The organism is Streptomyces sp. NPDC005483, from assembly GCF_040606035.1.
Lineage (GTDB): Bacteria > Actinomycetota > Actinomycetes > Streptomycetales > Streptomycetaceae > Streptomyces.
Genome location: NZ_JBEXEA010000003.1, coordinates 361,296 through 381,856, shown reverse-complemented (window position 1 = coordinate 381,856; position 20,561 = coordinate 361,296). Strand labels below are relative to the sequence as shown.

The window sequence follows — 20,561 nt, the reverse complement described above, 5'->3', positions numbered from 1 at the left end:
CTCACTGCGTCTGCGTTGCGGTGATGATCGGGGGACGGGGCGGATGGCGGAACAGCTAGTGGAACGGCTGTTGGTCGACTTACGGGACGACGGGCTCGTGCAGGTCTCGGCTTGGCCAGCCGGAGAGCGGTTCCCGCGGCAGGCAGGCCATTCGGTGCCTCTGGTGTGGCCGCTGTCGGATGAGGAATTGACTGACCTGCGGTGGTACTTGGAGCGCTATCTGCGGCTGCCGACCGCCGTTTACGGCGAGCGCGGCGCGCGGATCGCGGCCGAACTGCCGCGCTGGGGCGAGGCGATCTTCTCCGCCGTGTTCGCCACGCGGCCGGCGCAGGACGCGTACGTGGCGGCGCGCACCCGGGGTGGGCCGGTTGAGATCGCCCTGCTGTCGAGGTCCGCCGAGCAGTTGGGGCGTCCGTGGGAGCTGATGGCCGCTCCGGGGCGGGGTGTGCCGGTCGCACTGGACGGCGTGGCGGTCACGCGCACCTTGCAGAGCGACGGCATGGCCGAGGTCTTTGACGTGCCCGGTACGCGGCTGCGGGTGCTGATGGTGATCTCCCGGCCCGGGGGGACAAACGATGTCGGCTATCAGATGATCGCTCGGCCGCTGCTGCGGCGACTCGAGGCCGTACGTGGCAACGTGGAGTTGGTGGTGCTGCGCCCACCGACACTGGACCAGCTCCGCGAGGTGCTGGACGGGGCTCGGGCAGCCGGAAAGCCGTTCCAGGTCGTGCACTTCGACGGCCATGGGGTCTTCGGCACGTTGCCGACCAGCGGCGGTCCGGGCGGGTGGGGGACGCAGATGTACGCGACGCCCGGCCCGCACGGCATGCTCGCGTTCGAGAAGCCCGGCGGCGGCAGCGACTTGATCGAGGCGGGCCGGGTGGCACGGGTCCTGGCCGGGGCGAAGGTCCCGCTGGTCGTGCTCAACGCCTGCCAGTCCGCGCAGCTCGGCACCCAGGTGGAGGCGGCCGTGGCGACGCGGCTGCTGGCCGAGGGGTGCGCGAGTGTGGTGGCGATGGCGTACAGCGTGTACGCGGTCGCGGCGGCTGAATTCATGACCGCCTTCTACGAGCGGCTGTTCGCGGGCGACCGGGTCACCGACGCGGTGAGCGCGGGGCGCGCGCAATTGACACTGAACGCCCTGCGGCCGTCACTCAAGGGCATGTTGCCGCTCGCGGACTGGATGGTGCCCGTCCTCTACACCCGCAGCGAGGCGCGATTTCCTGACCTGCACACCGCACGCGAGTCCGCCGAGGAGATCGGCGACATCCTCACCCGTATCCGCGAGGAAGCCGAGGGCACGCCCGACCAGGGGCACGACCTTGAACCGGTCGGAGAATTCGTCGGGCGCGACGCCGACTTCTATACCCTCGATGTCGCCGCCCGCCTCCAGCACGTCGTGGTCGTCCACGGGCCTGGCGGCACCGGCAAGACTGAACTGGCAAAGGCTTTCGGCCGCTGGTGGCGCGACACCGGCGGCGTCGGGCGCCCCGAGTGGGTGCTCTGGCACTCCTTCGAGCCCGGCGTCGCCTCCTTCGGCCTGGACGGCGTCGTCACCAGCCTCGGCCTCCGCGTCTTCGGCACGGACTTCGCCCGTCTGGACACCGAAGAGCGCCAGGCGGCCGTCGAGGAACTGCTCGCCAAGCACCGGCTCCTGCTCATCTGGGACAACTTCGAGTCCGTCCGCGAGATGCCCGACCCGGGGCGCGCAACACCTCCACTGTCCCAGCCCGAGCAGGACCGAATGCGAGCCTTCCTCTCACGCGTCGCAGAGGGCAGCAACAGCGCAATCGTCATCACCAGCCGCACCCCCGAGACCTGGCTCGGCACCACCATCCGCCGCATCCCCGTGGGCGGCCTCACCCGCGACGACGCCACCGCCTACGCCCAGCAACTCCTGGAGCCGTACCCGGACGCCCAACCAAGCCGCCAGAGCCCAGCCTTCGCGGATCTCGTGCAGTGGCTCGACGGTCACCCGCTGAGCATGAAGCTCACGCTCCCCCGCCTGGCAACCACCACCGCCCGGCAACTGCTGGAAGACCTCCAGGGCATCACCGCCCTCCCGGAGAATCAGGACAGCGGCGACCGCCACACCTCGCTGGCCGCGAGCATCGCCTACTCCTTCCAGCACCTGAGCCCGGACGACCAGCAGGCCCTCACCATCCTGAGCCTGTTCCACGACGTCGCGGACGCCGATGTCCTCGGGACTTTCTCCAAGAGCCAGGAGACACCGCAGTACCTCCGCGGCCGAAGCAGCTCCCAGTGGGCGGAACTGCTGACCAGGGCGGCACGCTTGGGGCTCGTCACGTCAATCGGCGCCGGCATGTTCCGACTCCACCCCGCCCTGCCCGCCACCTCGCCGCACACTGGCGCACCAGCGCACCCGACACCCACGCCGACGAACACGCCACCGCACTCCGGGCCCTCGTATCGGCGCACGCGAGCTTCAGCGCGTGGTTGAGCAGGCAGATCAGCAGCGGCGACGCCCAACTCGCGTTCGTCCTGGTCGCTCATCAGCAGCGAATGCTGGGAGCCATGCTCGGCCAATGCCTGACCAGCGGTCAGTGGGCAGAGGCCGGAATGATCATCCATCCTCTGGATGAATACTGGAACATTCAGGGCCTCATGCAGGAGGCGCTGTCCTGGACGGACCGCATCCGCATAGCCACCGAAACATCTGACGGCGTCCCGTCCGAGCTGATGACACCTGCTGGCCACCTGTGGATGTTCGTGACCGGATCGCAGGCAAACCGACAGTACGCGGCCGGACAACTCGACCTCAGCGAAAACACCTACCGGATCGTCCTCCGCGCTCTCCGCCGTCAGGAGAGCAGCCCGTACCAGCGCTCCAGCATCGCCATCTGCTACCACCAGCTCGGTATTGTTGCCGAGCTCCGGGGGTGGTTGGAGGATGCCGAGGACTGGTATCGCAAGTCCCTCACGATCAACGAAGACCTGGGCGACCGTCCCAGCATGGCCGGCAGCTACCACCAGCTCGGTATTGTTGCCCAGGCCCGGGGGCGGTTGGAGGATGCCGAGGACTGGTATCGCAAGTCCCTTACGATCAACGAAGACCTGGGCAACCGTCCCAGCATGGCCAGCAGCTACCACCAGCTCGGTATTGTTGCGCAGTTCCGGGGGCGGTTGGAGGATGCCGAGGACTGGTATCGCAAGTCCCTTACGATCAACGAAGACTTGGGCGACCGTCCCAGCATGGCCAGGAGCTACCACCAGCTCGGGATGGTTGCCGACCTCCGGGGGCGGTTGGAGGATGCCGAGGACTGGTATCGCAAGTCCCTCACCATCAAAGAAGGCCTGGGCGACCGCCCCGGCATGGCCAGGAGCTACCACCAGCTCGGGATGGTTGCGCAGTTCCGGGGGCGGTTGGAGGATGCCGAGGACTGGTATCGCAAGTCCCTCACCATCAACGAAGACCTGGGCGACCGCCCCGGCATGGCCAGGAGCTACCACCAGCTCGGTATTATTGCCGACCTCCAGGGGCGGTTGAAGGATGCCGAGGACTGGTATCGCAAGTCCCTCACCATCAACGAAGACCTGGACAACCGCCCCGACATCGCCCTGACGTACGCTCAACTGGGTTTGCATGCAGAAGCCGGGGACGACGCAGGCCAGGCGCTGGTCTGGGCGATCAAGTGTGTTGCCCTGTTCGACGAAATCCCGCATCGAATGACCGGCTCAGGACCCAAGCAGCTTCGTTGGCTGGCCCGGCGTCTGGGCATCGAAACCGTCGAAGCCGCCTGGCAGCAGGAGATCGGCCGTCCCCTGCCCGACGTCGTACGCGCGTACGTTCTGACCGAGCCAGCTGCCACCGACACCGACTGACCCACATGGAGAGCATCCGTATGCACGATGTTATCGAACAGGCCGCCCGCGCAGCAGCCCAGCGCCTCATCAGTCCGCAGCACCCCACACTGGCCGAGGATGTAGAGGAGGCGCTGGCCACCGAAGGAGCAGCGAAGGCACCCGGGCAGTACCTGGACCCCACCGCCCTGGGCGGCCTGATCGTCACCATCGCCAACACGGCCTGGATGATCTACAACGACATCCGCAGCCGCAGCTCCGCGGCACCGGACCTGGACGCCATCACGCGCCGTGTACGGCAGCAGCTCCAGCAGACCGAGGCACCCGCGCCCTCGCTCGATTCCGCCGAGCGCGAGCGCATTATCAACACCACCGTGGAAGAAACCCTGACTGCCACTCGAGACCAGACCTCTCAGAACCCGTAGCCGGAGCGTTGTGTCGTCTCAGGACGTTGATCCCACGGCCACGCCGAGCGTGTCGGTCTGATCGAGCGCCAGCGGCGGCAGGTCGGCGACGGCCACCAGCGGGTGTGGCGAGCGCCGTCCCCGGCAACAGTCTGGGTGTCGGCGGGGACGACGGCGAGGTGCGCGACGGTGACGTACCGGCCATGCGGGTCGCGCTCAGGGGCGTCCCGGACGCCGATCCGGCGCAGGTGGTCGGCGGCCACCCGCGTCCAGGCCGCCCTGCCGACCCGCGACGCCGGAGTCACCGGCGACCGGCCGAAGTGACTCTTCCGAGCCCGCCACCACCGTGGTGTGCCCCGCCCGTTGTGGGGCCCTGCGGGTCTTGCGTGATTGACGCCCACACGCCCCCTGCCTACCGTCGCCCCAACACGTCCGAACAGGCAGGCCGACGATGACAGACTCCTCGGGAACCACCGACTCCACGGCATCCCCCGACACCAGATCCACCACCCGCCAGCTCCAGGTGGAGACGCACGGGCTGGACGTGATCGGCGACGCCGAACGCAAGGGCACCCCGCGGACCCTGTTCTGGCCGTGGTTCGGCGCCAACGTGTCCATTCTCGGCCTCAGTTACGGCTCCTTCGCGCTGGGCTTCGGGATCTCCTTCTGGCAGGCGCTGGTGGCCGGCGTGATCGGGATCGTCTTCTCGTTCCTGCTGTGCGGCTTCGTCGCGGTCGCCGGAAAGCGGGGCTCCGCGCCGACGATGGTGCTCAGCCGTGCCGCCTACGGGGTGCGCGGCAACCGCCTCCCTTCGGTGGTCTCCTGGGTGCTCACCGTCGGCTGGGAGACCGTGCTGTGCGCCCTCGCCACCCTGGCCACGGCGACCGTCTTCGCGCGGCTCGGCTGGGGAGGCGGCACGGAGACCCAGGTGATCGCGCTCATCGTGGTGGCCGGACTCACCGTCGTCGGCGGGGTGATGGGCTTCGACCTCATCATGCGGCTGCAGACCGTGATCACCGTGGTGACGGGCGTACTGACCGTCGTGTACGTCGGGTTGGTCGCCGACCACATCCACTGGAGTACCGTCAGCGCCCTCCCGGCGGGCTCCGCCCAGGAGTTCATCGGCGCACTCGTCTTCATGATGACCGGCTTCGGCCTCGGCTGGGTCAACGCCGCCGCCGACTACTCCCGCTATCTGCCCCGGACTTCGTCGAGCCGGGCCGTGGTCGGCTGGACCACCTTCGGCGCCTCCGTGGCCCCGCTGCTCCTGCTGGTCTTCGGACTGCTGCTGGCCGGTTCGTCCACCACCCTGAACACGGCCGTCGCCGCCGACCCGATCGGCGCGCTCACCACCATCCTGCCCACCTGGTTCCTGGTGCCCTTCGCCGTCGTCGCGGTCCTCGGCCTGGTCGGCGGCGCCGTCCTCGACATCTACTCCTCGGGCCTCGCCCTGCTCTCGGCGGGTCTCAAAATCCCGCGCCCGCTGGCGGCGCTCGTCGACGGCGTCCTGATGATCGCGGGCTCCGTCTACATCGTGTTCTTCGCCGACGACTTCCTCGGCCAGTTCATGGGCTTCCTCACCACCCTCGGCGTCCCCATCGCCGCATGGTGCGGCATCATGCTCGCCGACCTCCTGCTGCGCCGCCGCGACTACGACGACGCCGACCTCTACCGCCCGAGCGGCCGCTACGGCGACGCACCGCCCACCCCGCTGATCCTCACGGTCCTCGCCACCGCCCTCGGCTGGGGCCTGGTCACCAACTCGGCCGCGAGCTGGCTGGACTGGCAGGGCTATCTCCTCGACCCGTTCGGCCTCGGCGGCAAGTCCGGCGCCTGGGCGTACGCCAACCTCGGCGTGCTGGCCGCGCTCGCCGTCGGCTTCCTCGGCACCCTGGCCCTCGCCCGCGGACGGGTCCGCGCACAGGAGGGCGTCGTATGACGTCAGGGCTGCTCGCCGTCATCGACATGCAGCGCGTCTTCGCCGAGCCCGACAGCCCCTGGGCCGCACCTCGGTACGCCGAGGCGGCGGCAGGCGTACGACGGCTGCTGCCGGCCTTCGCCGACCGGGTCACCTTCACCCGCTTCGTCGCGCCCGCCAGGCCCGTCGGCGCATGGCGGGCCTACTACGCGCAGTGGCCCTTCGCACTCCAGCCGCCGGACGCTCCGCTGTGGCGCCTCACCGACGACTTCGCCGACCGGGCACCGCACACCATGGATGCGACCACCTTCGGCAAGTGGACCCCCGAGCTCGCCACCCGCGTCGGCCCCGGGAACCGCCTGGTCCTGGCCGGTGTCAGTACCGACTGCTGCGTCCTGTCCACCGCCCTCGCCGCCGCCGACGCGGGCGTCGAGACCCTGGTGGTGTCCGACGCCTGCGCCGGGGCCGACGACGACTCGCACGCCAGGGCGCTGGAGATGATGGAGCTGTACGGTCCGCTGATCCGGATCGTCACGGTGGACCAACTGACGGGATCCTGAAGCCACTTGGCGATGGCCAGTCGATGGCCAGTCGATACCGCGTACGCTTCCGCCGACGATTACGCCCGGATCGTCGCCGCCGGCCCCTGCTCATGGGACCCGACCGTCCCCGCGCGGGCCAGCGCACTCACCAGCGCCACCTCGGCGTGACCCACCTGGCGTGCCGCAGCGTGAGCGGCTAGACGCCCTCCACGACCGTCGAGGAGCACCGGCTCGCTCGTCCTGACCTTCCACAACGCCGGGCACCTGACCGGGGGCGTCCTCCAAGGCATCCTGTTCCGCCAAGGCACCCTCGGTCTCTCCCGGTCCGCCCTTCGGCGCACCTCGCGCCGAATCCCTGACGCCCCGAACGCATGCTCTCGGCACGCTCGGGTACGCGAGCAGCACCGCGCCCTGGGCGATCATGCCCGCGGGCGGGCCGCACGACCGCCGCTACCAGGGGATCTGCCATGGACACACCCGCCAACGACAACACCGCCACACCGGCTCAGCGGGCACTGGACGCGCTGACGCAGAACACCGAGGACGTGACGGCGCTGGACACGCTCGCGACCAGTGACGTGCTCATTCCGGTGCCCGACGACGCCGCGGACGAGGACACGACCGTGGCGCTGCCCGTGCTGGAGCAGCAGGACGGCGCTCCTGTGGTGCCCGTGTTCACTTCGGAGACGGAGATGGCCGAACTGCTTCCGTTCGTCTCCCGCTACCGTCTGGTGCCGCTGGGCGCGCTCGCCGCGCAGTGGCCGGACGGCGATCTCTCGCTCTCGATCGACGCCAGTTCCACGCACCCGCTGACGCTCACGTCCGAGGGCGTGCGCACGCTGCTGGCGCGTCCGCAGGGCTGACCACACGCCGACCCCACACAGTGGGGCCCGGCCACCACATGCGTCGGAGGGGGAGCGGCCGGGCCCGCAGAGGGGCGCGAGCCGTTCCCGCTGCCGCGCCCTGGTTCCCGCGGGCGAGGACAGGGATGAGCGGCGCCGACCGCGGGCGTCCTGGACATCGCCCGCACCGGCCAGGGCGTGGCGCTGCTCGCGGCGGTCGGCCTGGCCCCCGACGGCCTGACCCCGTACGAGGGCCTGCCCGAGGTCACTCCGATCCCCATGAGCGCACTGGCCCGCCCGGGAGCGGACCCGGCGACGGTGGAGGCGGCCTTCACCGCGGTACGGGAGTTGCTGGCGTAGGGCGGGTGCCGAGAGAGTACGTCGAGGTGGGTGCTCAAGCGGCCTCGCCGAGCGTCGGCGCCGTCACCTCGCCCTGGATGATGTCCGATTCTCCGTCACGCATACCCAGGGCCCGCGCTCCGATCCGGAGACTAGCCGTCGAGCATCCTCGCCAGCACTCCACGCTGGAGCGGCAGTACCTCGGAGTGCAGGGCGCGGCCCTTGTGGGTGAGGGACACCCACACGCCCCGGCGGTCCTCCACACACATGGACCGCTCCACCAGACCGTCCTTCTCCAGGCGGCCGATCAGGCGGGACAGCGCGCTCTGGCTCAGATGCACCCGGCCGGCGAGGTTCTGCACCCGGCACTGGTCGCCGTCCCGGGGCGACTCGGTGGCGAGGATGTCGAGCACCTCGAAATCGCTCGCGCCCAGCCCGTGCGGGTGCAGCACGCGGTCGATCTCGCACATCGTGCGCGCGTGCACCGACAGGATGTCCCGCCACCGCTCCTCGAGGCCGGTCCCGACCGTGTTCACCGCCATACATGCACGGTAACACCGGTCCGGCCATTGTTGCCTGCACAACTAGTGCGTATGCAAGTAAGCGTCAGGCTTGCGGGTCCTGCGTGATCCCCACCAGGTTGCCGTCCGCGTCCTTGACGAAGGCGATCAGCTTGCCGCCGCCGACGTCCTGGACGTCCTGCAGCGTCTCCGCCCCGGCCGCCACCAGCGCCGCGAGCGTGGCGCGGATGTCGTCGACGTGCCAGTAGGGCACCGGGCCGGTCATTCCCCTGGCGTGTCCGTTCGGGTCGAGGCCGACGTCCTGTCCCGCGTCCTTGAAGCCGACGTAGTAGGGCTCGTCCGCGTACGGCTCCACGCCGAGCAGTGCGCTGAACAGGGCCTTCGCCGCGGCCAGGTCCTTGACGGGGTAGATGATCGTCTTGAGGCCGGCAGTCATTGTGTGCTCCTTCGCGTGTTTCCCCGACGGTCCGTGTCGGTGGTTTCACGCTAGGGCGGGGGAGGAGGACGCGCTTCTCCGATCCTGATCGGGTGCAACGGAGGCCCGGTTCCTGCGCCGCCCCACAGCCGTGGTGTGGGCCGTTTGGGCCACCGGCCGTCCGCCACCGGCCGTCCCCCATCGGCCGTCCAAGAGGCCCCGCTCAGGTCGACTCGCGCCGCACCAGTTCCGTGGGCAGGATGACCGCCGCCGGGTCCTCGCCGCCCAGCTGGGCCAGGAGGACCCGCACCATCTCGGCGCTGATGCGGTCGTAGGGCTGGCGGATCGTGGTGAGCGCGGGGGTGGCCTCCGTCGCCGCGATGGAGTCGTCGAAGCCGCCCACGGCCACGTCCTCGGGGATCCGCCGGCCCGCCCGGCGCAGCGCCGCCAGGGCGCCGAGCGCCATGAGGTCGGAGGCGACGAACACGGCGTCCAGGTCCGGGGCCTGGGCCAGCAGCCGTTCGGCGCCCGCCTCCCCGCCGGCCCGGCTGTAGTCGCCGGAGACGACGAGCCGCTCGTCGATCTCGACACCCGCCTCCGTCAGCACCTCCTTGTAGCCGGCGAGGCGGTCGACACCGCCGGGCGAGTCCAGCGGGCCCGTCACGATGCCGATCCGGCGGCGGCCGAGCGACAGCAGGTGGCGCACCATGTCGCGGGCGCCGTCGCGGTCGTCCGCCGCCACGTAACTCACCTTCGAGCCGGACCTCATGGGCTTGCCGCACTGCACGACGGGCACGCCCGCCTTGTGCAGTTCCTCGGCCACCGGGTCGGCGGAGTGGCTGGTCACCAGGAGGACGCCGTCGAGGTGGCCCGCCGTGATGAACCGCTTGATCCGGCGCCGCTCGTCCTCGGTCCCCGCCAGCATCAGCAGCAGCGGGATGTCGTGCGCGGCCAGGGCCTGGGTGCAGCCGCGCAGCAGCACGTTGAAGTTGGGGTCCTCGAAGAACCGCTCCTGGGGCTCCGTGAGCAGGAAGCCGACCGAGTCGGAGCGGCCGGTGATCAGTGAGCGGGCGTGCCGGTTGACGACGTAACCGGTCTTGCGGATGGCGGCGTTGACCGCCTCCAGGGCGGGAGGGCTGACGTAGTGTCCGCCGTTGAGCACACGCGAGACGGTGCCCCGCGAGACCCCGGCCTCGCGGGCCACGTCGTGGATCGTCGGCGGTCTGCGCCGGCCCCCCGCACTGTTCATGGTCAAGACTCTAAGGCCCTGTGGGGCGGGGAGGGGCGCCCCTGCGGGCGGGACGGCACCAGCGGGATGTCAATGGGCTGGGATCGTGCACAGAAAAGTCTCATGTAAGGCACTTGGCAAGGTTCACCTCTGTACGGTTATCTTGGGCCGCAGGCTTACGGAGCTGTGTGTGCACGTTCCCAACGAATCGAAACGGGAGAGACCCATGCCGGAGACCACCCCCAGGGGCCTCACCAGGCTCGCCTTCGGCGGGGACTACAACCCGGAGCAGTGGCCCGAGAGCGTCTGGGACGAGGACGTCCGGCTGATGCGCGAGGCCGGGGTGACCATGGTCAGCGTAGGGATCTTCTCCTGGGCGCTCCTGGAGCCGGAACCGGGTGTGTACGACTTCGGCTGGCTGGACCGGATCCTCGGCCTGCTGCACGAGAACGGCGTCCGCGTCGACCTCGGCACGCCCACCGTCGTCCCGCCCGCCTGGTTCTACCGCGCGCACCCCGACGCGCTGCCCCTCACGGCCGACGGCACCCGGCTCGCGTTCGGCTCCCGCGGCGCCATCTGCCACAGCAACGGCGCCTACCGCGCGGCCGCCGCGAACATCACCACCCGGCTCGCCGAGCGTTACGCCGACCACCCGGCCCTCGCGATGTGGCACGTGCACAACGAGTACGGCGTCCCCGTCTCCGCCTGCTACTGCGAGTCCTGCGCCGCCCACTTCCGCCGCTGGCTGCAGACGACGTACGGCGGTGTCGAAGGCGTCAATGAAGCCTGGGGCACCGCCTTCTGGGGCCAGCACTACACGAGCCTGGAGCAGGTCGACCCGCCGCGCACCGCGGCCACCGTCGGCAACCCCGGCCAGGCGCTGGACTACCAGCGGTTCGCCGACGCGACCATGCGCGAGAACTTCGTCATGGAGCGGGACATCCTGCACCGGCTCTCCCCGGGCGTCCCGGTCACCACCAACTTCATGACCGCGCTCAGCCAGTGCGACTCCGTCGACTACTGGGCCTGGGGGCGTGAGGTGGACATCGTCACCAACGACCACTACCTCATCACCGACGGCCGCCGCACCCACGTCAACCTCGCGATGGCCGCCGACCTCACCCGCTCGGTCGCGGGCGGCGCCCCCTGGATCCTGCTGGAGCACTCCACCTCGGGCGTCAACTGGCAGCCCCGCAACCCCGCCAAGGCCCCCGGCCAGATGGCCCGCAACTCCCTGACGCACGTGGCCCGCGGTTCCGAGGGCGCCCTGTTCTTCCAGTGGCGCCAGTCCCGGCGCGGCGCCGAGAAGTTCCACTCGGCGATGGTCCCGCACGGCGGCACCGACACGCGCGTGTGGCGCGAGGTCGTCGAACTGGGCGCCTGCCTCGACTCGTTGAGCACGATCCGCGGCACCCGCACGCAGGCCGACGTGGCCGTCCTGTGGGACTGGCACTCCTGGTGGGCACAGAACCTCGACTGGCGCCCCAGCGTGGACCACGACGCGCGCGAGCGCGCCGACGCCTTCTACGAAGCCCTCTACGACCGCCACCTCACGGTCGACTTCGCCCACCCGGAAAGCGACTTGTCGGCATATCCCCTTGTCGTCGTCCCCGCCCTGTACCTGATGACGGAGGCCGCGGGGAACAACCTCAAGGAGTACGTCGAGAACGGCGGCACCCTCGTCGTGTCGTACTTCTCCGGCGTCGTCGACGAACACGACGCCGTCCACCCGGGCGCGCACCCGGGCGCGCTCAGGGACGTCCTCGGCCTGACGGTCGAGGAGTTCTCGCCGCTGCTGCCGGACCAGTTGGTCCGTGTCACCGGCCCCGACGGCTCCGAGCTCACCGGCGACGTGTGGACCGAGTTCGTGGTCCCGCGCGGCGCCGAGACCGTGTGGACGTACGCCGACGGCCTGGCCGCCGGCCACCCGGCCGTCACCCGGCACCGGCTCGGCGAGGGCACCGCCTGGTACGTGTCCACACGCCTGGCCGCGCAGGGCCTCGACGCGCTGCTCGGCTGGGCCGCCGAGGACGCCCGGCTGCCCTCGCCCGCCGACCTGCCCCACGACGTCGAGGTGGTCCGGCGCAACGGAGAGTCCGGTTCCTACGTCTTCGTGGTCAACCACACCGCGTCCGAGGTCAAGGTGCCCCTGGACACGGCGGGCACCGAACTGCTGACCGGCGAGCGTGCCGCGGGACGGCTCGCCGTCCCGGCGGGCGCCGTCCGGGTCGTACGACTCGACGGCTGAACCGACTCCCCTCCGCCCGCGAGACCACGAGCCGCGGGCGGAGGGGGCCTCATGCTCGTCCGGCGCGGTCCGCCCTGCCCCCACCGCCGTACTCGCCAAACGGCCTTTTGCCACAGAGGAGTTCGATCTCGGACAAGCTCGGCGACTCCGGGACAGGGCGGCTTCGGCTGCGGGACAGTGGACCCACGCAGAAGGAGGGGCGGAGGGGACGAGATGCTGAGGACTCCGGCCGACCAGAGGCGCCTGGACATCCTGGAGTGGCTGAAGGACCCGGCCGCGCACTTCCCGTCGCAGCGGCACGGCGACCCCGCCGAGGACGGAGTCACCGCCGGCGCGGTCGCGGGCAAGCTCGGCGTCCCCCGCTCCGTCGCGGAGAGACACCTCGGCCTCCTCGTGAACATCGGTCTGCTGCGCACCAGAAGGATCCGGTGGCGCACGTACTACCGTCGCGACGAGATGCGCATCGCCGAGGTGGCGCGCATGTTCGAGAAGGGCTGGTAGCGGCCCGTACCGGAAGGGCAGGCACCCGATGGACCGTCCCACCGCACTGACTCCCCGCCACTACGTCGCGATCGGCGGCCGCGGCCCCGAGGACGTCGTCGCCGACCCCCGCGGCCGGGTTCTCACCGGCGTGGAGGACGGCCGCATCCTGCGCATCGACGGACTGACGCAGCACCTCGCCGCCCGAGTCGAGGTGCTCGCCGAAACCGGCGGCAGGCCGCTCGGCCTCGAACTCCTCCCGGACGGCGCCCTGTTGGTGTGCGACGCCGAACGCGGACTGTTGGGCGTGGACCTCACCGACGGCACCGTCCGAGTCATCGCCGACGAGGTGGAGGGGGAGCGGCTGCGGTTCACCAGCAACGTCGTCGCGCTGTCCGACGGCAGCGTCTACTTCACCGTCTCCAGCCGCCGTTACCCGCTCGACCAGTGGATCGGCGACATCGTCGAACACACCGGCACCGGCCGCCTGCTGCGCCTGGCGCCCGGCGACGACACCCCCGAAGTCCTCCTGGAGGGACTGCAGTTCGCCAACGGCCTGGCCGCGAGCGGTGACGAGTCCTTCCTCGTCGTCGCCGAGACCGGGGCCCGCCGGCTCACCCGCTACTGGCTCGACGGACCGCGGGCCGGACGCGCCGAACCCCTGGCCGAGAATCTGCCCGGCATGCCCGACAACATCTGGCGCGGCGGACCCGACGGCCCGATCTGGGTCTCCCTCGCCGGACCCCGCGTACCCCCGCTCGACCTGCTGCACCGCGCCGCCCCGCCGGTACGCCGGGCCGCCGCCCGCGTCGCCGTACGCGCCCCCTACCGGCCGACGGGCGGCATCGGTGTCCTCGCCGTCGACGACGCGGGGGAGATCGTCCACCACCTCGCGCGCGGCCACTCCCGCTTCCGCATGGTCACCAGCGTCTGCGAGGCTTCCGGCCACCTGGTCCTCGGCAGCCTCTGGGAGCGCGGCATCGCGCTGTGCGAGCCGCCCGCCGCGAAGTGACCCCGGCGGCGCCCCCGCGTTACCCTGGTGCCGGTCGCGATCACCCTCGCGGCACGGCGGTGGGGCCCGCCGTACCCGAACCGCGGCGAAGCGCCGCCAACGGTCCCTACTTGCGATCGAGCGCGCCCGCAGGCCCGGGCCCCGGCGAGTAGGAGAGGCACGACCATGACAGCCCCGGAGAGCGTGCGCGCCCCCGCCGGCCCCCCACGCCAGTCCGTCTGGCGGGGCCAGGCGCCCGTGGTCGCCGTGGTCGCGCTCGGCGGCGCCCTGGGCGCCACGGCCCGGTACGCGCTCTCCCTGCGCTGGCCCGTCCCGCCCGGCGGATTCCCCTGGGCGACCTTCTGGACCAACGTCGTCGGCTGTGCCGTCATCGGCGTGTTCATGGTCGTCATCACCGACGTGTGGGCCGCCCACCGCCTGGTCCGCCCGTTCTTCGGCACCGGCGTCCTCGGCGGCTTCACCACCTTCTCCACCTACGCCGTCGACATCCAGAAACTCGTCGACCACGGCCGGCCCGCCACCGGCCTGGCCTATCTCGCCGCGACCCTGCTCGCGGCCCTCACGGCGGTGTGGCTCGCGTCCACGACGGCCCGCCGCGTCCTGAAGTGGAGGCAGCCATGACGAGGCTGACCGGCAACGCCCTGCGCCTGACCGTCTACATCGGCGAGAACGACACCTGGCACCACAAGCCCCTCTACTCCGAGATCGTGCACCGCGCCCATGCCGCCGGGCTGGCTGGGGCCAGCGTCTTCCGCGGTATCGAGGGCTTCGGCGCCTCCTCCCTGATCCACACCTCCCGGCTGCTGTCCCTCAGCGAGGACCTGCCGGTGGCCGTCGTGATCGTCGACACCGAGACGCGCGTACGGGAGTTCCTGCCGCAGCTCGGTGAACTCGTCACCGAGGGCCTGGTGACCCTCGACGACTGCGAGGTCATCCGGTACGTCGGCCGCGAAACGAACCAGGGCATAGCGGGCAGGAAGGGTAAGAAGTCGTTGTGAACTGGCTGCTGGTCGTCACGGGGGCCATGGTGGGCGCCCCGCTCCGCTATCTCACCGACCGCGCGGTGCAGACGCGGCACGACTCGGTCTTCCCGTGGGGGACCTTCGCCGTCAACGTCACGGGCTGTCTCATCCTCGGCCTGCTCACCGGCGCCGTGGCCGCGGGGGCGGCCGGATCCCAGCTCCAACTCCTCCTGGGGACCGGCCTGTGCGGGGCCCTGACGACGTACTCGACCTTCTCCTACGAGACCCTCCGGCTCACCGAGACCGGGGCACGCCTCTACGCCGTGGCCAACGTGGTCGCGAGCGTGGTGGCCGGTCTCGGGGCGGCCTTCGCGGGGGTGGCGCTGGCGCAGGCCGTGTGGGGGTAGGTGCGGCGGCGGGAGCCGCGGGGCGCACCCTTGTCCGCGTGTAGTAAGACTGTGCCCTCCGCACCTGCCTTCCCCTGAGAAGAACTGGATCCCATGAGCGTCATCAGCGTCGGTCAGGCCGTCGTCCTCGGAGCCGTCGAGGGGGTGACCGAGTTCCTGCCCGTCTCCTCCACGGGACATCTGAAGATCGTCGAGGGGCTGATGCACATCCCCGTCGACGACGACGCCGTCGTCGGGTTCTCGGCCGTCATCCAGGTCGGCGCGATCGCCGCCGTGCTCGTGTACTTCTTCAAGGACATCGTGCGGATCGTCTCCGCGTGGGGGAGGGGGCTCGTCAACAAGGAGGAGCGTTACCACCACGACTACAAGTTCGCGTGGTGGGTGATCGCCGCGACCATCCCGATCGTCGTCGTCGGCCTGGCCGCCAAGCCGCTCATCGAAGGAGCGCTCGCCTCGCTGTGGGTGGTGGCGGGGTCCCTGATCGCCGGCAGTGCTGTGATGTGGGCGGCGGACCAGATGGGCCGGCACAAGCGCGGTGAGGACGACACCACCTTCAAGGACGCGATGCTGGTCGGCAGCTCGCAGATCCTCGCGCTGCTCTTCCCCGGCTTCTCCCGCTCCGGCGCGACCATGTCCACGGCCCTGATCCTCGACCTGGACCGCGTGGCGGCCACCCGCCTCTCCTTCTTCCTCGGCATCCCCGCGCTGACCGGGGCCGGAATCTACGAGCTCAAGGACGCCCTCGGCGCGGGCGTGGGGGCGGCCCCGCTCGCCGTCGGCACCGCCGTCTCCTTCGTCGTCGCCTACGGCTCCATCGCCTGGCTGCTGAAGTTCGTGGCCAAGCACTCCTTCAACGCGTTCGTCGTCTACCGGATCGTCGTCGGCCTGCTGCTCTTCGGCCTGCTGGCCACGGGGACGCTGGACAGCTGACGGGGTCGCGGCGCCGGCGGCGGCCGACGCGTACCGGCAAGCGAGGTGGCCGCCGGCCATGGTGGTGTGGGGCCGCTGACGAGTACGACGGTGCGCGCGGTGACCGCGGCCGGGGTGCGTAGGCGTTTGACGGGGTCGCGGCGCCGGCGGACGCCGGAGTGTGAGGCGGCCGACGGCTACCGGCAAGCGAGGTGGCCGCCAGCCATGGTGGTGTGGGGCCGCTGACGAGTACGACGGTGCGCGCGGTGACCGCGGCCGGGGTGCGTAGGCGTATGACGGGGTCGCGGCGCCGGCGGACGCCGGAGTTGAGGCGGCTGACGGCTACCGGCAAGCGAGGTGGCTGCCAGGCATGGTGGTGCGAGGCCGCTGACGAGGGCGACGGTGCGAGCGGTGACCGCGGCCGGGGGCGTAGGCAGTTGACGGGAGCAGGGATGTGAGGCGGCTGACGGGCACGGCGGAGCGGGTCCGCCGAGGGCCACCGGGGCATGAGGCGTCCGACAGCAGCTACCGAGGCAAGAGCCCGCAGACCTCCACGGCGGTGCGTGCCCGTTGAAGGCCACCAAGCGGTGAGCGGGCGACGGCTTCGGAGGCGCGAGCCCACAAACCGCTATGGCGGAGCGAGCGGCCACGGGGGTGCGTGCTGCCGTGGCTGCGCCTGTCGGGTCTGACCTGAATGCGGCTGCGGCGGTGCGTGCCCGTTGTCGGTTGTGGCGGCGTGTGTCGGTAGCGGCGACGGGGGTCTGGCCTGTAGCCGCTGCGGCGGTGCGTGCCCGTTGTCGGTTGTGGCGGCGTGTGTCGGTAGCGGCGACGGGGGTCTGACCTGTAGCCGCTGCCGCGGTGCGTGCCCGTTGTCGGTTGTGGCGGCGCGTGTCGGTAGCCCCCCGCCACGGGGCCCGACCCGTATGCCGCCACGGCAGCGCGAGCACGTTGACGTGCGCAGTGGCGCGTGCCCCTGCGCACGCATGGAGGTGTCCCGCGGCTGACGGCCGTGGCGGTGTGATCCCATCGACCGACGTGGAGGCGTGACCCCGCTGACCAGCACGTCGGTGCGAGACGGCTCTCGCTGCCGCAGCCCCTGTACGCACCCCACGCTCTCACCCCCTTGACAGCACCCTCCCGCCGCCCGGAGTATCACTCCCGTGAACCTGTCAGACAGCCGGACAGCCAGTCAGCCGCCGCGCCGTATCAGCGCCATGGAGGCGGTGCTGGCGCATCTGCGTGGCGCCATCGAGCGCGGGGAGTACGCCATCGGCGACAAGCTCCCCTCCGAGGCGGAGCTCTGCCGCACTCTGGAGATCAGCCGGCCCGTCCTGCGCGAGGCCCTCAGGGCCCTGCAGACCATGGGGCTGACCGTCTCGAAGACCGGCAAGGGCACCTTCGTGGTGGCCGACGCGGTGGAGGACCCCACCTTCGGCGACTACGCGGCCAGCGACCTGCTGGAAGTCCGCCGCCATGTCGAGATCCCGGTCGCGGGGTACGCGGCACAACGCCGCACCCCGGAGAACCTCGACCACCTCGCCCACCTCCTGGACCGGATGGAACGCGAGACCGACACCACGGCGTGGGTCGCCATGGACACCCTCTTCCACCTCGCCGTGGCCGAGGCCGCCCAGAACCCGGTCTTCCGCCGGGTCATCGAGGAGATCCGGGACGCACTGGCGCGTCAGTCGGCCTTCCTCAACGAACTGGGCGGCCGCCGGGAGCAGTCCAACCGCGAGCACCGCGCGATCGTCGAGGCGCTGATCGACGGTTCCGAACACGACGCGGTGGAGGCCATGTCCCACCACCTCGACCGCGTCGAGACCACCCTCACCGACATCGTGCGTTCCCCCCGCACGGCCTCGGACCTCCCCACGGAAGGCGAACCCCAGGCGTGAGCGAGCAGTCCCTGCACGACGGCGTGCAGAAACGTTCCGGCCATGTCGACGCCGGAGACGAGGGCTACAGCAAGTCCCTCAAGTCACGGCACGTGAACATGATCGCCATCGGCGGCGCGATCGGCACCGGCCTCTTCCTCGGCGCCGGCGGCCGCCTCGCCGACGCCGGCCCCTCCCTGTTCATCGCCTACGCGGTCTGCGGCGTCTTCGCCTTCCTCGTCGTCCGTGCCCTCGGCGAACTCGTCCTGTACCGGCCCTCCTCCGGCGCCTTCGTGTCGTACGCCCGGGAGTTCCTCGGCGAGAAGGGCGCCTACGTCGCCGGCTGGATGTACTTCCTGAACTGGGCCACCACCGGAATCGCCGACATCACCGCCGTCGCCCTCTACACCCACTACTGGGGCATGTTCTCCGACATCCCGCAGTGGGTGATCGCCCTCGTCGCGCTCGCGGTCGTCCTGACCGTCAACCTCATCTCGGTGCGGATGTTCGGCGAGCTGGAGTTCTGGTTCGCCATTATCAAGGTGGGCGCGCTCGTGGCGTTCATGCTGATCGGCATCTTCCTGCTGGCCACCCAGCACCCGATCGACGGCCACCACCCCGGCCCGTCCCTGATCACCGGCAACGGCGGCGTCTTCCCCCACGGCCTGCTGCCCATGCTGCTGATCATCCAGGGCGTCGTCTTCGCCTACGCCTCGGTCGAACTGGTCGGCGTCGCCGCGGGCGAGACCGAGAACCCCGAGAAGATCATGCCCAAGGCGATCAACTCGATCATGTGGCGTGTCGGCGTCTTCTACGTCGGCTCGGTCCTCCTGCTCTCGATGCTGCTGCCCTGGAACAAGTACACGGGCGGCGAGAGCCCCTTCGTGACCGTCCTGTCCCACATCGGCATCCCGGCGGCGGGCGGCGTCATGAACCTCGTCGTCCTCACCGCGGCCATGTCCTCGCTCAACTCCGGCCTGTACTCCACCGGCCGCATCCTGCGCTCCATGGCCATGTCCGGCTCAGCGCCGAAGTTCACCGGCGTGATGAGCCGCAGCCAGGTCCCCTACGGCGGCATCCTGCTCACCAGCGGCGTCTGCGTCCTCGGCGTCGGCCTCAACTACGTCGTCCCCGCCGACGCGTTCGAGATCGTGCTGAACTTCGCGGCCATCGGCATCCTCGCCACCTGGGGCATGATCATGGTCTGTCACCTGCTGTTCTGGCAGAAGACCGAGAAGGGCGACCTCACCCGCCCCGGCTACCGACTGCCGGGATCACCCTGGACCGAACTGGTGACGCTGGCCTTCCTCGCCTCCGTCCTGGTCCTCATGTACGCCGACGGCGGCGCCGGCCGCACCACCGTGCTGTGCCTCCCGCTGATCGTCGGTGCCCTGGTCGCCGGATGGTTCGCCGTCCGGGGCCGTATCGCCCGCATGTCGGGCGAGACCTCATCCACCAGCGCCGACGCGTGACCCGCGTGACGCTCCTCCCGAAGCAGGAAGTGATGTACAGCAGTTCCGTCGCGGGCGCACCCCTGATCCGCGAGCCCCTCCACGCACCCGTCGCCCACCTGATACGCGGCGGGGTCGTGGAGGGCATCCACTACGGTTCCGTCGTCGTCCTCGGCGCCGACGGACAGGTCGGGTTCCAGCTCGGCGACATCGAGGCCGCGTTCTATCCGCGCTCCGCGATCAAGCCGGTCCAGGCCGTCGCCATGGTCCGGGCCGGGCTGCCGCTCGACGGCGAGCTGCTCTCCCTCGCGGCGGCCAGCCACTCCGGCGAAGAGCGGCATCTCGACGGAACCCGGCGGATCCTGGAGCTGGCCGGGGTCTCCGAGGACGCCTTGCGCAACGTTCCCGACATGCCGTTCGACCCGGCCGTGCGGGACACGTGGATCCGGGAGGGGCGTGCGCCCTCGCGGCTCGCCCAGAACTGCTCCGGCAAGCACGCGGCGATGCTGTACACGTGCGTGCTGAACGACTGGCCTCTTGAGGGGTATCTGGACCCGTCGCATCCGCTGCAACAGGCGATCGCCGAGATCGTCGAGGACCTCACGGGGCAGCGGATCGCCCAGGTGACCGTCGACGGATGCGGTGCGCCGCTGTTCTCCGTCTCGCTGCACGGGCTTGCCCGGGCCGCCGCTCGCATCACCTCGGCGGCCCCCGGGACGCCCGAGGCCCGGGTCGCCGACGCGATGCGGGACCACGCCGAGATGGCGTCCGGGGCGGGGCGTGATGTGGCCGCGCTGATGAAGGCGGTCCCGGGGCTGCTCGCCAAGGACGGCTTCGAGGGCGTCCAGGTCGCCGCGCTTCCTGACGGGCGGGCCGTCGCCGTGAAGATCGCCGACGGGGCGAATCGAGCGCGGGTGCCGGTCGCTGCGGCGGCGCTCGCGTGGGCCGGGGTCTCGCCGGATCTGCTCACCGAGTTCCAGGGGGAGGCGCTTCTCGGAGGCGGCCTCGAGGTCGGGCGGGTGCGGCCCGTTCGTTCGCTGGAGCCGGTTTCCGTGTCGGCCTGCGCCTGAGAGCCCGGTCGGCCATGACGGTCCGCGGGTGCGGGTCCGTCGTGGCTCGTCGCGCCCCGCGGCGGAGCCGCTGATGTCACAACCCCGCGCCCCTAAAAGCACTTACCTGAGCCC

General features: G+C 70.7%; 20 protein-coding genes. 17 read left to right on the top strand and 3 right to left on the bottom strand.

Annotation, left to right across the window (positions count from 1 at the left end):
- The first annotated feature begins 187 nt into the window (after positions 1-187).
- The 7 genes from ABZT06_RS07850 to ABZT06_RS07820 all read left to right on the top strand — a co-directional run bounded on the left by ABZT06_RS07850 (position 188) and on the right by ABZT06_RS07820 (position 7,888).
- Entirely contained in the window at positions 188-2,461 is a 2,274-nt protein-coding gene (locus ABZT06_RS07850) for a CHAT domain-containing protein (protein ID WP_355736445.1), read from the top strand.
- The gene (locus tag ABZT06_RS07845) at positions 2,458-3,843 is read left to right on the top strand and encodes a tetratricopeptide repeat protein (protein WP_355736442.1); all 1,386 of its coding nucleotides are present in this window, start codon (positions 2,458-2,460) and stop codon (positions 3,841-3,843) included. Before ABZT06_RS07850 ends, ABZT06_RS07845 begins: the two co-directional genes overlap by 4 nt.
- Positions 3,844-3,863: 20 nt before the next feature.
- On the top strand, positions 3,864-4,247 hold the full coding sequence (locus ABZT06_RS07840) for a hypothetical protein (RefSeq protein WP_355736439.1): 384 nt from the start codon (positions 3,864-3,866) through the stop codon (positions 4,245-4,247).
- Between the two features lie 430 nt (positions 4,248-4,677).
- Entirely contained in the window at positions 4,678-6,165 is a 1,488-nt protein-coding gene (locus tag ABZT06_RS07835; protein ID WP_355736436.1) for a cytosine permease, read from the top strand.
- Complete coding sequence (locus ABZT06_RS07830; protein ID WP_355736433.1) at positions 6,162-6,704, top strand: cysteine hydrolase; 543 nt, start codon at positions 6,162-6,164, stop codon at positions 6,702-6,704. Before ABZT06_RS07835 ends, ABZT06_RS07830 begins: the two co-directional genes overlap by 4 nt.
- 449 nt (positions 6,705-7,153) lie before the next feature.
- Positions 7,154-7,549 (top strand): SseB family protein, encoded by a 396-nt coding sequence (locus ABZT06_RS07825; RefSeq protein WP_355736430.1) that lies wholly within the window; start codon positions 7,154-7,156, stop codon positions 7,547-7,549.
- A 177-nt stretch (positions 7,550-7,726) separates the two neighbouring features.
- A complete protein-coding gene (locus ABZT06_RS07820) occupies positions 7,727-7,888 on the top strand; it encodes a hypothetical protein (RefSeq protein ID WP_355736427.1) in 162 nt (53 codons plus the stop codon).
- Positions 7,889-8,019: 131 nt separating this feature from the next.
- Here the strand turns inward: ABZT06_RS07820 and ABZT06_RS07815 are convergent, their stop codons facing one another.
- The 3 genes from ABZT06_RS07815 to ABZT06_RS07805 all read right to left on the bottom strand — a co-directional run bounded on the left by ABZT06_RS07815 (position 8,020) and on the right by ABZT06_RS07805 (position 10,058).
- Positions 8,020-8,409 (bottom strand): MarR family transcriptional regulator, encoded by a 390-nt coding sequence (locus tag ABZT06_RS07815; protein ID WP_355736424.1) that lies wholly within the window; start codon positions 8,407-8,409, stop codon positions 8,020-8,022.
- 64 nt (positions 8,410-8,473) lie between these two features.
- Positions 8,474-8,824, bottom strand: a complete 351-nt coding sequence (locus ABZT06_RS07810) for a VOC family protein (protein ID WP_007380018.1) — start codon at positions 8,822-8,824, stop codon at positions 8,474-8,476.
- A gap of 202 nt (positions 8,825-9,026) precedes the next feature.
- Complete coding sequence (locus ABZT06_RS07805; RefSeq protein WP_355736419.1) at positions 9,027-10,058, bottom strand: LacI family DNA-binding transcriptional regulator; 1,032 nt, start codon at positions 10,056-10,058, stop codon at positions 9,027-9,029.
- A gap of 199 nt (positions 10,059-10,257) precedes the next feature.
- Here ABZT06_RS07805 and ABZT06_RS07800 point away from each other — a divergent pair, with 199 nt between their 5' ends.
- The 10 genes from ABZT06_RS07800 to ABZT06_RS07755 all read left to right on the top strand — a co-directional run bounded on the left by ABZT06_RS07800 (position 10,258) and on the right by ABZT06_RS07755 (position 20,447).
- Entirely contained in the window at positions 10,258-12,279 is a 2,022-nt protein-coding gene (locus ABZT06_RS07800) for a beta-galactosidase (RefSeq protein ID WP_355736415.1), read from the top strand.
- A gap of 213 nt (positions 12,280-12,492) precedes the next feature.
- Entirely contained in the window at positions 12,493-12,780 is a 288-nt protein-coding gene (locus ABZT06_RS07795; protein WP_355736413.1) for a helix-turn-helix domain-containing protein, read from the top strand.
- Positions 12,781-12,808: 28 nt separating this feature from the next.
- The gene (locus ABZT06_RS07790; RefSeq protein WP_355736410.1) at positions 12,809-13,771 is read left to right on the top strand and encodes an SMP-30/gluconolactonase/LRE family protein; all 963 of its coding nucleotides are present in this window, start codon (positions 12,809-12,811) and stop codon (positions 13,769-13,771) included.
- 165 nt (positions 13,772-13,936) lie between these two features.
- Complete coding sequence (gene crcB, locus ABZT06_RS07785) at positions 13,937-14,392, top strand: fluoride efflux transporter CrcB (RefSeq protein ID WP_355736407.1); 456 nt, start codon at positions 13,937-13,939, stop codon at positions 14,390-14,392.
- Positions 14,389-14,769 (top strand): DUF190 domain-containing protein, encoded by a 381-nt coding sequence (locus ABZT06_RS07780; RefSeq protein ID WP_355736404.1) that lies wholly within the window; start codon positions 14,389-14,391, stop codon positions 14,767-14,769. Before crcB (ABZT06_RS07785) ends, ABZT06_RS07780 begins: the two co-directional genes overlap by 4 nt.
- Positions 14,766-15,140, top strand: coding sequence for a fluoride efflux transporter CrcB (gene crcB / locus ABZT06_RS07775; protein ID WP_355736401.1), 375 nt, complete (start codon positions 14,766-14,768; stop codon positions 15,138-15,140). Before ABZT06_RS07780 ends, crcB (ABZT06_RS07775) begins: the two co-directional genes overlap by 4 nt.
- A gap of 93 nt (positions 15,141-15,233) precedes the next feature.
- Positions 15,234-16,070, top strand: coding sequence for an undecaprenyl-diphosphate phosphatase (locus ABZT06_RS07770; RefSeq protein ID WP_355736398.1), 837 nt, complete (start codon positions 15,234-15,236; stop codon positions 16,068-16,070).
- A 1,139-nt stretch (positions 16,071-17,209) separates the two neighbouring features.
- Positions 17,210-17,947: a FadR/GntR family transcriptional regulator gene (locus ABZT06_RS07765; RefSeq protein WP_355736395.1), complete on the top strand. Its 738-nt coding sequence runs from the start codon at positions 17,210-17,212 to the stop codon at positions 17,945-17,947.
- Entirely contained in the window at positions 17,944-19,398 is a 1,455-nt protein-coding gene (locus tag ABZT06_RS07760) for an amino acid permease (protein ID WP_355736392.1), read from the top strand. The genes ABZT06_RS07765 and ABZT06_RS07760 overlap by 4 nt, the downstream gene beginning before the upstream one ends.
- Positions 19,399-19,430: 32 nt before the next feature.
- The gene (locus ABZT06_RS07755; protein ID WP_355736389.1) at positions 19,431-20,447 is read left to right on the top strand and encodes an asparaginase; all 1,017 of its coding nucleotides are present in this window, start codon (positions 19,431-19,433) and stop codon (positions 20,445-20,447) included.
- Positions 20,448-20,561 lie beyond the last annotated feature (114 nt).